This is a genomic window from Streptomyces sp. NBC_01016 (assembly GCF_026341035.1).
Lineage (GTDB): Bacteria > Actinomycetota > Actinomycetes > Streptomycetales > Streptomycetaceae > Streptomyces.
Window position 1 is genome coordinate 5,629,597 of sequence record NZ_JAPEOQ010000001.1, and the last position, 9,230, is coordinate 5,638,826.

The 9,230-nt window shown below is 70.9% G+C and carries 13 protein-coding genes; 7 read left to right on the forward strand and 6 right to left on the reverse strand.

What is annotated here, in order from left to right; all coding sequences use genetic code 11:
* Positions 1-42 precede the first annotated feature (42 nt).
* Complete coding sequence (locus OG746_RS25350) at positions 43-837, reverse strand: alpha/beta fold hydrolase (RefSeq protein ID WP_266718191.1); 795 nt, start codon at positions 835-837, stop codon at positions 43-45.
* Positions 838-989: 152 nt separating this feature from the next.
* Here OG746_RS25350 and OG746_RS25355 point away from each other — a divergent pair, with 152 nt between their 5' ends.
* From OG746_RS25355 to OG746_RS25365, 3 genes are all read left to right on the forward strand, one after another.
* Complete coding sequence (locus tag OG746_RS25355) at positions 990-1,184, forward strand: hypothetical protein (RefSeq protein WP_266718192.1); 195 nt, start codon at positions 990-992, stop codon at positions 1,182-1,184.
* A gap of 48 nt (positions 1,185-1,232) precedes the next feature.
* Entirely contained in the window at positions 1,233-1,454 is a 222-nt protein-coding gene (locus tag OG746_RS25360) for a hypothetical protein (RefSeq protein ID WP_266718193.1), read from the forward strand.
* Positions 1,455-1,664: 210 nt separating this feature from the next.
* Positions 1,665-2,270 (forward strand): DedA family protein, encoded by a 606-nt coding sequence (locus OG746_RS25365; RefSeq protein ID WP_266718194.1) that lies wholly within the window; start codon positions 1,665-1,667, stop codon positions 2,268-2,270.
* 5 nt (positions 2,271-2,275) lie between these two features.
* Here OG746_RS25365 and OG746_RS25370 read toward each other — a convergent pair whose 3' ends face one another.
* Complete coding sequence (locus OG746_RS25370) at positions 2,276-3,052, reverse strand: alpha/beta fold hydrolase (protein WP_266718196.1); 777 nt, start codon at positions 3,050-3,052, stop codon at positions 2,276-2,278.
* Between the two features lie 69 nt (positions 3,053-3,121).
* Between OG746_RS25370 and OG746_RS25375 the strand changes: the two genes are divergently transcribed.
* On the forward strand, positions 3,122-3,586 hold the full coding sequence (locus OG746_RS25375) for a MarR family winged helix-turn-helix transcriptional regulator (RefSeq protein WP_266718198.1): 465 nt from the start codon (positions 3,122-3,124) through the stop codon (positions 3,584-3,586).
* A 42-nt stretch (positions 3,587-3,628) separates the two neighbouring features.
* On the opposite strand, the gene OG746_RS25380 is transcribed toward OG746_RS25375, so the two are convergent.
* Entirely contained in the window at positions 3,629-4,408 is a 780-nt protein-coding gene (locus OG746_RS25380; RefSeq protein ID WP_266718200.1) for an ABC transporter permease, read from the reverse strand.
* 120 nt (positions 4,409-4,528) lie between these two features.
* Between OG746_RS25380 and OG746_RS25385 the strand changes: the two genes are divergently transcribed.
* Both OG746_RS25385 and OG746_RS25390 read left to right on the forward strand, forming a co-directional pair.
* A complete protein-coding gene (locus OG746_RS25385) occupies positions 4,529-5,614 on the forward strand; it encodes an S-(hydroxymethyl)mycothiol dehydrogenase (RefSeq protein ID WP_266718202.1) in 1,086 nt (361 codons plus the stop codon).
* Positions 5,614-6,261, forward strand: a complete 648-nt coding sequence (locus OG746_RS25390; protein WP_266718204.1) for an MBL fold metallo-hydrolase — start codon at positions 5,614-5,616, stop codon at positions 6,259-6,261. Before OG746_RS25385 ends, OG746_RS25390 begins: the two co-directional genes overlap by 1 nt.
* Before the next feature lie 80 nt (positions 6,262-6,341).
* Here the strand turns inward: OG746_RS25390 and OG746_RS25395 are convergent, their stop codons facing one another.
* Both OG746_RS25395 and OG746_RS25400 read right to left on the reverse strand, forming a co-directional pair.
* Entirely contained in the window at positions 6,342-6,743 is a 402-nt protein-coding gene (locus tag OG746_RS25395) for an ATP-binding protein (protein WP_266718206.1), read from the reverse strand.
* Positions 6,744-6,873: 130 nt separating this feature from the next.
* A complete protein-coding gene (locus tag OG746_RS25400) occupies positions 6,874-7,170 on the reverse strand; it encodes a hypothetical protein (protein WP_266718208.1) in 297 nt (98 codons plus the stop codon).
* A 239-nt stretch (positions 7,171-7,409) separates the two neighbouring features.
* Between OG746_RS25400 and OG746_RS25405 the strand changes: the two genes are divergently transcribed.
* Complete coding sequence (locus OG746_RS25405; RefSeq protein ID WP_266718210.1) at positions 7,410-8,105, forward strand: DUF2470 domain-containing protein; 696 nt, start codon at positions 7,410-7,412, stop codon at positions 8,103-8,105.
* Here the strand turns inward: OG746_RS25405 and OG746_RS25410 are convergent.
* Positions 8,086-9,153 (reverse strand): acyltransferase family protein, encoded by a 1,068-nt coding sequence (locus tag OG746_RS25410; protein ID WP_266718212.1) that lies wholly within the window; start codon positions 9,151-9,153, stop codon positions 8,086-8,088. The genes OG746_RS25405 and OG746_RS25410 overlap by 20 nt on opposite strands.
* Between the last annotated feature and the right edge of the window lie 77 nt (positions 9,154-9,230).

Consider the following 9,230-nt stretch of genomic DNA (forward strand, 5'->3'; position numbering starts at 1 on the left):
ACAGCCTGAGGCCCAGAGGGCGACATGCTGTGACCGAGCGCTTCAGGCGGCGGCGAGGAAGCCGCGGACCGCGGCCGCGAAGCCGGCCGGGTCGTTGGCGTATACGAAGTGGTCGGTCTCCAGCTCGACGAGGTGGGTGCCGGGGCGTCGGGCGACCATCTGCTCTGCCTGCTCCGCCGGCAGCACACCGCCCTTGGCGCCACGCACCAGCAGCGCCGGGCAGGTGGAGCCGGTCCAGTCGGCCCAGTGGTCGCCGTGCACCTGGTCCTCGGAGTCGTAGATGTCCTGAGGGTGGAAGTGCAGGCCCCAGGTGCCGTCCGGCCGCTCGCGGACGGCCGACTCGAAGTGCGGCGCGAACGGGCCGAGTTGCGCGACGAACGCCTCCCGGTCGGGGGCGCTGCCCTCCGGCAGGTTCAGGACGAACGCCAGCGGATTGCTGCCGTCCAGGCCGAGTTCGGCGCACCCCTCCACATTGATCAGCGCGGTGACGCGCTCGGGGTGGCGGGCTGCGAACTGGTAGGCGTTGATCGCGCCGAGCGAGTGGCCGAGGAGGGCAGCCCGGTCCAGACCCAGGTGATCCATGAGGGCTTTCAGGTCGGCGAGGTAGCCCTCGCGGCTGTAGTCGGCCGCCCGGTCGGACTCGCCGTGGCCGCGCTGATCGGGGGCTATGACCCGCCACTCCGGGGCGAGATGAGCGGCGAGCCCGGCGTACGACAGGCCCTCGGACATGTGCCCGTGCAGAGCGAGCAGAGGGCGGCCGGGGCCGCCGAAGTCCACGTAGGAAAGGGTGCGGCCGTCGACGGTGAGCGCGGAGCGCTTGGTGATGTCGGTGTTCATGACGTCACCGTAGAGCAGATCTATACGTGCGTACAAGACGTTTGTTTAAGACGCGCGTATAAATCTCGGCCGGCCGGCCGGCCGCGCACGCGCACCGCGCGTCTCGTGTGTCAGCTTGCGCTGAAAATCGAACACGCGATCTAATCTGTCTCATGCGGAACACGATCACTGAGGACCTCGTGCAGACACAGCGGGAGTGGGACGCGACCTACCGGCAGCTTGCCGATCGGCCCGGTCGAACCGCTCTGCGGCGGCGTCTGCTGTATCTGTCCCGGGTGCTGGCGGGCGAGAAACTCACTCCGGCGCAGAAGGCGGAGCTGCGCCGGCGGGCGCGGGGTCGGGCGTGATGCCGCGCCCGACCGGCGGTGCGAAGGCTGTGGCGGATCGGTGGGCGTATGGCGACTGAGATAGTCGTGCACCGTCCGTCGCCGTCGGGCAGAGGGCGGCGGGTCACGGTCGGCGGTGTGGACTTCGGTCTGGCCCGTGACGACCACGACCTGGTCGAATTCCTGCGCCGGGCCGGGCTCGATGAAGCCGATCGGCTGGTGTCCGGGGACTCGCCGATCATCCAGTGGCGCGGAGGACGCGCGCACGAGTACGAGGCAGCCGGGGGATAACCCCACCCCGATCCGGATGGCCGCCCCAGTGCGCGGCGCGTCCTGCGCGGGCATCGTGGTGAACTTGACCGGTCGCCTCTTGCCTCTTGGGCGTCGGTCCAGTCGGCTGTGAAACCGCACTTCGCGCCCCTTAGGGGTAGCTCCCAGAGGTTTCCCCGAGATACGTCAACTCCTCTCGTTTTCTTAACCTTTGTTCCGTTACCTGTAGATATGCCCGACTACTTGTTTTACGGCCTGCTTGTTTTGTGCGTCATGCCGCCGCTGGTGCCCAATTCATGGCTGCTCGTCAGCGCGGGGGCCATGGCGGCCGACGGTCGTCTCCCGCTCGCCCTTGTGCTGCTGGTGGTGTCGGGCGCCGCCATCATCGGGGACCTGCTGGTGTATCGGTCGACGCGGCGGTTCGGTGGGCCGGTGCTGCGGCGACTTCGACGTAAGCGGCGACGTGCTGCACTGCTCGATTGGGCTTCTGTGCGGGTGCGTCGGCACGGGATCCCGTTCATCATCGGCATCCGGTTCCTGCCCACCGGGCGGTTCGTCGGCGCGGTGGCGGCCGGGCTCGTCGACTTTCGGTTGGGCCGGTTCCTTGTGGCCTCGGGCGTCGCCGAGGCGGTCTGGGCCTCGTACTCGATAGGTGTGGGCCTGCTGGGCGGGATCGCCGCCGGCGGTCCGTTCACCGGCGCGCTGCTCGGGATGGCCATCTCGGGCGCCGTCGCGGCCCTGACCGGAGGCGCGCAGTGGCTCGCGGTGCGGCGGAGGCGGCGGGCGGCGGCCGCCCGTGCGGACGCCTGGGCGTGCCGCCCCGAGCCGACGGTGTGACGCCGTCACATGTCGCGCAAGAGCTCCGCGAGCGCCTGGTTGAAGGCCTCCGGGTGTTCCATGTTCGGGTAGTGGGCGGCGTCGGGGATCGAGACCGCCCGGCCGTCGACGACGCTGCTCGTCAGGCGCTCCGCCATGCCGATGTGGTCGGGGGAGTCGAGCGCGCCGTTGATGGCGCGGACCGGCACCGTGATCTCGGCGGCGCGGGGCCAGGTGTCCTTGAGCGGGACGCTCCAGTCGGGTTCTTCCGCGGTGTGTTTCGACATCGTGCCCCACGTCATCGCCCGCAGTCGGTCGACGACTTGGGGGTCCAGGTCGTCCAGGGTGCGGTGCGGGCCCGACGCGAAAGTGGTGAACGCCTCCACCGCCGCGGTCGCGTCGCCCGCGGTCATCGCCGACTGCCAGGTGGTCCAGATCCCGGTCGTCCAGGGGTCCGTGAAGTACGGCTCGCTGGTGCCGGCGCCGCTGGTCACCACGCCGCTGACCAGTTCCGGGTGCTCCAGCGCGGTGTCGATCGCAATGCTGGCGCCCATCGAGACGCCCACCAGGACGGCAGGGCCGGTGTCCAAGTGGCGCAGCAGCGCGGCGAGATCGTCCGTGTGCCGGAACGGCCCCGTGGCGTTGGGGGAGCGGCCGTGACCGCGGGAGTCGGGTGCGATGACACGGTGGTCCGATGCCAGCTGCGGGATCTGGTCGTCCCACATGTGGTGGTCGAGGAATCCGCCGTGCAGCAGAACCAAGGGGCGGCCGGCGCCTTTGTCGATCCAGAAGAGGTCGGACATGACAATCAGGTTGTCATCTTCACCGTTCACTGACAAGTCAAATGACAACCCAGGTGTCATGATGGTGGGGTGAGTGAGAAGACGGGGCGCGGTTCCGTGTCCGCAGATGTGGCAGACCGGCTCTCCGAGGTGTTCGACCTCGTCGGGCCGCTGTACCGGCGCACGTACGTGAGGGTCGAGCGGGACGTCGCCGCCGAAGGGCTGTCCGTGGGCGTGCGGGCCGTGCTCAGCATGCTGCACGGGCGAGGCCCCATGACGGTCCCTCAGATGGGGCGGTTCCAGGCGCTCAGCCGTCAGTTCGTGCAACGCATGGTGAACGACGCCGCCGGGCGGGGACTCGTCGAGACCGCACCCAACCCCGCCCACAAGAGATCCTCCCTGATCCGGCTGACCGAGGAGGGGCGCACCGTCATCGGCGCCGTGCTCGACCGCGAGCGCGAAACCCTGCGCGGGGTCGACGGCGATCTCACGGAGGACGACATCGACACCTGCCTGCGCGTCCTCTCCGGCCTCCTCGCCGTCATGGACGACTGAGCCGTCCACGCTGTCATGGACGGCTGAGCGGGCCCCCTGCTGTCACGGGCGACTGAGCCGCCCCCGTGCCACCAGCTCCACCGTCGTGGCCACCGCGATCGCCTGGACGGCCATCAGCGCCACCAGGACGAAGAGTTGCACCGCCCCGGCGGTCACCGGTGACGCCCCGCCCAGGAGCATGCCGACGAACGCGCCGGGGAGCGTGACCAGGCCCACCGTCCGGGTCTGGTCGAGGCCGGGGAGGAGGGCGTCGGAGGCGGTCGGGCGGACGATTTCGAGGCGGGCCTCGTGGGGGAGCAGGCCGAGGGCCAGGCACGCCTCCACCTCGCCGTTGCGCGCCGTCAGCTCGTCGAGGGCGCGGCGCCCCGCCAGCACGGTCGCCGTGAGCGCGCCGCCGATGAGGATGCCGGTCACCGGGATCACGGCGATGCCGCGGAGCGGGAGGAGGCCGCAGACGATGAGCGCCGCCACGAGCGGGGTCACCGGTGCCACGATCGGCAGGGCCGCCCAGATCCAGGTCCGGTTCGAGGTGAGGCGGCGGCCCGCCGTGCGCGTGGCCACCGCCAGCATGAGCAGCAGGAAGGCCAGCAGCGCCGCTCCGTGGCGCACCACCCAGCCGATCAGGAGCGACACCACGGCCAGTTGGACCGTCGCCCGGACCCCGGCGATCGCGATGTCGCGGGCCCGGCGGCGCGACCCGTCCGGGGAGAGGCGGTACACCGCCGCGACCGCTGCCGCGATCACGAGGAGAACGACGAGCACCGCCGCGAGAGTTCCGTTGACGGGGAGGAGAGTGGCCGCTGCCTGGGTTCGAACGCGCACGGGAACACAGTAGAGCGCCCCGACCTGGGCACCGGTGCTGTTCTCCGCTTGACCGGTGAGCGAGGATGGGCGGGTAACAAAGCGTGAAGTTACCGCGATTCAGAAAGAGGGCTGACCGTCATGGCACAGCAGGTGCAGGGCGTGATCGCGCGGGCCAAGGGTGCCCCCGTGGAGATCGCGACGATCACGGTGCCGGACCCGGGTCCGGGCGAGGCCGTCGTGAAGATCCAGGCGTGCGGGGTCTGCCACACCGATCTGCACTACCGGGAGGGCGGGATCAACGACGAATTCCCGTTCCTGCTCGGTCACGAGGCGGCGGGTGTCGTCGAGTCAGTGGGTGACGGGGTGAGCGAGGTCGCCCCCGGTGACTTCGTGATTCTCAACTGGCGTGCGGTGTGCGGGCAGTGTCGTGCCTGTCGGCGTGGGCGCGCCCAGTACTGCTTCAACACCCACAACGCGAAGCAGAAGATGACCCTGGCGGACGGCACCGAGCTGTCGCCCGCGCTGGGCATCGGGGCCTTCGCCGAGAAGACCCTCGTGGCCGCCGGTCAGTGCACCAAGGTGGACCCGGCCGCCTCCCCGGCAGCCGCGGGCCTGCTGGGCTGCGGCGTGATGGCGGGGCTCGGTGCCGCGATCAACACGGGCAACGTGGGCCGCGGCGACTCCGTCGCCGTGATCGGCTGCGGTGGCGTGGGCAATGCCTCCGTCGTCGGCGCCCGGCTCGCCGGCGCCGCGAAGATCATCGCCGTCGACATCGACGACGCGAAGCTTGCCACCGCGCGTGAGCTGGGCGCCACCCACACCGTCAACTCCCGCTCCACGGACCCGATCGAGGCCGTGCGCCAGCTGACCGGCGGGTTCGGAGCCGACGTCGTCATCGAGGCGGTCGGCCGCCCGGAGACGTACGAGCAGGCCTTCTACGCGCGCGACCTGGCGGGCACGGTCGTCCTCGTCGGCGTGCCGACGCCGGAGATGAAGCTGGAGCTGCCGCTGCTCGACGTGTTCGGGCGCGGCGGCGCGCTCAAGTCGTCCTGGTACGGGGACTGCCTGCCCTCGCGGGACTTCCCGATGCTCATCGACCTGTATCTGCAGGGACGCCTCGACCTCGACGCGTTCGTCACCGAGACGATCGCGCTGGACGATGTGGAGAAGGCGTTCGAGCGGATGCACCACGGTGACGTGCTGCGTTCGGTGGTGGTGTTCTGATGACCGACTCCACCCCCACCGCCGCGCGAATCGACCACCTCGTCACCTCCGGCACGTTCTCCCTCGACGGGGGCACGTGGGACGTCGACAACAATGTGTGGATCGTCGGGGACGACCGTGAGGCGATCGTCATCGACGCCGCCCACGACGCCGACGCGATCGCCGAGGCCGTCGGCGAGCGGCGGCTCGTCGCGATCGTGTGCACGCACGCCCACGACGACCACATCGACGCCGCGCCCGCGCTCGCCGCGCGTACCGGCGCGCCGATCCTGCTGCACCCGGCCGACACCGAACTGTGGAAGCGCACGCACCCGGACCGCGCGCCGGACGGGGAGCTGGCCGACGGGCAGCGGATCGCCGTCGCGGGCGTGGAGTTGACCGTGCTGCACACGCCGGGGCACTGCCACGGCGCGGTCAGCCTGTACGCTCCCGCGCTCGGCACCGTGTTCACCGGGGACACCCTCTTCCAGGGCGGTCCCGGCGCCACCGGGCGGACCTTCAGCGACTTCCCGACCATCGTGGAGTCGATCAAGGACCGGCTGCTCACGCTGCCGGCCGAGACCGTCGTACGTACCGGACACGGTGACGGCACGACGATCGGCGCGGAGGCGCCGAACCTCGACGAGTGGATCGCGCGCGGGCACTGATCCCAGGTCCCGGCCGGGGCGGCGTGACCGTCGCCCCGGCCGGGACGTGGTTCAGTTCGGCAGGGTGTCGGCACCGCCGGTCAGCAGGGTGTCAGCACCGCCCGCACCGTCTTGCCGCCCCTCGGATCGGTCCGCACGCTCCAGCGGCGGGCGAGCGCCTGGACCAGGGCGATGCCCCGGCCCGACTCGGCGGTCCGCGACTCGGGCGCCACGCGGGGGACCCCGGGCGCGTCGTCGTGCACGGCCACGGTCAGCTCGCCCGCCTGCAGACGCAGGCTCATCCGGCAGCTGCTGCCCTGTGCCTCGGTGGCGTTGGCGACCAGCTCCGAGACCACCAGCTCGGCGTCCGTCACCCCCTCGCCCGTACGCCCGGCGAGAAACCTCCGGGTCATCCGCCGGGCCCAACGGGCGGCGCCGGATCCCTGCGGCATCAGGAATTCCACGCGCGCGGCACGCCGGTCGGCGTCCCTCGACGCACGCATGACGACCACTTCCTCTCGTGCTGGATTGTGCACGGGTCGTGCCTCGGTGACGGTCCCCCTTCCCGCCGTACCGCGGCGTCACCCTTGCTCCTGTGCACCGAGTGCCCCGCACCGGCCGGTTCAGGCCGTGTCAGCCGCTTTCCGTGGGGTGCGGGTGGGCCAGCGTGTCGAGGAACCGGTCGATGGCGGGCGAGGAGGCCCCATCGGCGCAGTGGGAGCGCTCCACCTGCGGTATCGGCAACTTGCCCAGATGCGGTGCACGGGATTCCAGGGCCCGCGTCAATTGGAGCCGCTCCAGGGCCCGTTCGGCGGCTGAGGAGCGTACGTACTCGACCAGGGTCACGCCCAGATGGTCCGCATGACTGCGTACCGCGGCGTACTCATCCGGCGTGAAGAGCTCCCGTAGGAGCGCAGTACTACCGTCCATGTCGGCATGATGCCGCCCTGCGTCGCGCCGCGTGGGCGGTTGGCATATTCACCCCCCGTTCGCGTGGAGTTGGCGTTGTTCGATGGCGCCCGCGGGGGAGGGCCGTACTCAGAAGCGGTCGGGGTCCGCGGCCGCCGATACGGACGGCGGGCGACACAGGAAGACGGAAGGAGGGTGGGGTGGACCGCCGTCGATCATCTCGGTTAAGTTAGGCAAGGCTTACCTAATGGAGGTTCGGGATGGGTGTCCGACAGATCGCTGCCGCCGTGCCCAGCACGGCGGCCCACGCACGCTCCGTGCTCACCGCCGCATGGACCTGCGGCGTCACCACCGATGTGGGGCAGGACGACCTCGTCGGCGCGCACCGCGTCGACGACGACGGCACGGTGCGCATCACGCCGCCGCCCGACAGCGTGCTGGCCGCCGCCGTGCTCTGCTCACCGCACGGACGGCCCACCACGCTCATGGAGTTCGCCGACGCGGCGCCCGTCCCCGTACGCGACCGGGTGCGCGCGCGAGTGTGGCTGTCGGGCGAGCTGATCCCGGACGGTGAGGAGTTGGTGCTGCGGCCCGAACGGGCGGTCCTGCAGACCCGCGCGGGGCGCACCGGCATCGACCTCGACGAACTCGCCGCCGCCGCGCCCGACCCGCTCGCGCTCGCCGAGCCCCGCCTGCTCACCCATCTCGCCGACGCCCACCCCGAGGCCGTCGAACAGCTCACCCGGCTCATCGCCCCCGACAGCCTGCACGGCGTCGTCCGGGTACAGCCGCTCGCCGTCGACCGGCACGGCCTGACGCTGCGTCTGGAGCGGTTGCGCGGCCAGGCCGACGTGCGGCTCGCCTTCCACCGGCCCGCCGACGACCTGGGTTCGCTCACCGAGCGCATGCATCACCTGCTCGCCTCTGCCCAGACCGTCAGCCGCCGCCGGAGGTGACCTTCTCGCGGGCCCTCACCTGTTCGGGCAGGGACCGTTGCTCTGTCGGCCGCCGGAACGCCCAGTCCATCCGGGGCTCGACGACGTAACGGAACACCCGCCGCACCGGTTCCGTGCACAGCACGGTGATGAGTGCGACCGCCGCCGCCGTCACGGCCAGCTCGCCGAGCGGGCTGTGCAGCCACGGGTGGTCGTACCAGTCCCAGAACCGGGAGGACTTGATGACGAAGCCGTGCAGCAGATACGCGTAGATCGTCCCCGTGCCCAGGGCCGTGAACCACAGCCTGCGGCCCGGCACCCACGCCAGGAAGCACGCGGTCAGCGCAAGTGCGAGCACGAACAGGGCGGGCGTCGCGAACAGGCCCGCCCACCCGGGCACGCCCCGCCCCTGGACGGCGCCCCGGTGGAAGAACCAGCCCGCGTCGAACCATGGCGCCACCCAGTACGCGGCGACCAGGGCCGCGCCCGAGACCCCCAGTGCCACCCATCGCACGCCCCACGTCCGCAGCCGCGCGAAGTGCTCGGGCCGCAGCACCAGGCCCGCCACGAAGAACGGCAGGAACTGCAGCACCCGTTGGAGCGCCAGGTCGCCGCCCGCGCCCGGCCACATCGACACGGCCGTGCCCACGGCCAGCGACACGGCCACGGGGTGACGCAACTGCAGCCACAGAGGCGTCGACAGCCGCCAGACGAACAGGGCCACCAGGAACCACATCAGATACCAGGGGTCCAGCAGGCTGATCGGATATCCCGGATCGTCCTGCGCCCACCGGTAGAACAGCGTGTACGCCACCTCGAAGACGAGGTACGGCACGACGACCCCGGTCACCAGGCGCCGCAGGCGGTGCGGCGCCATGTCGAAACTGCGCGAAAAGTAGCCCGACACCAGTGCGAACGCCGGCATGTGGAAGGCGTAGACCGCGAGGTATATCGCCGTCACCGCGCGGGAGCCGTAGGTCAGCGGCTCCCACGCGTGCCCGCAGGCCACGAGGACGATCGTCAGAAATTTGACGTTGTCGAAGTACGACTCGCGTGCCTGCCCTGCCATCGCGTTCGCTGCACCCTCCACCTCGGGACGGTCCGGGTCTCCTGCCCGTACCCCTCGCAGACCGTTCCATGAGTGAA

Coding starts and splice junctions, on each gene's coding strand:
- OG746_RS25350 (WP_266718191.1), bottom strand. CDS start 837: ATGAACACCGACATCACCAAGCGCTCCGCGCTCACCGTCGACGGCCGC.
- OG746_RS25355 (WP_266718192.1), top strand. CDS start 990: ATGCGGAACACGATCACTGAGGACCTCGTGCAGACACAGCGGGAGTGG.
- OG746_RS25360 (WP_266718193.1), top strand. CDS start 1,233: ATGGCGACTGAGATAGTCGTGCACCGTCCGTCGCCGTCGGGCAGAGGG.
- OG746_RS25365 (WP_266718194.1), top strand. CDS start 1,665: ATGCCCGACTACTTGTTTTACGGCCTGCTTGTTTTGTGCGTCATGCCG.
- OG746_RS25370 (WP_266718196.1), bottom strand. CDS start 3,052: ATGTCCGACCTCTTCTGGATCGACAAAGGCGCCGGCCGCCCCTTGGTT.
- OG746_RS25385 (WP_266718202.1), top strand. CDS start 4,529: ATGGCACAGCAGGTGCAGGGCGTGATCGCGCGGGCCAAGGGTGCCCCC.
- OG746_RS25390 (WP_266718204.1), top strand. CDS start 5,614: ATGACCGACTCCACCCCCACCGCCGCGCGAATCGACCACCTCGTCACC.
- OG746_RS25395 (WP_266718206.1), bottom strand. CDS start 6,743: ATGCGTGCGTCGAGGGACGCCGACCGGCGTGCCGCGCGCGTGGAATTC.
- OG746_RS25400 (WP_266718208.1), bottom strand. CDS start 7,170: ATGGACGGTAGTACTGCGCTCCTACGGGAGCTCTTCACGCCGGATGAG.
- OG746_RS25405 (WP_266718210.1), top strand. CDS start 7,410: ATGGGTGTCCGACAGATCGCTGCCGCCGTGCCCAGCACGGCGGCCCAC.
- OG746_RS25410 (WP_266718212.1), bottom strand. CDS start 9,153: ATGGCAGGGCAGGCACGCGAGTCGTACTTCGACAACGTCAAATTTCTG.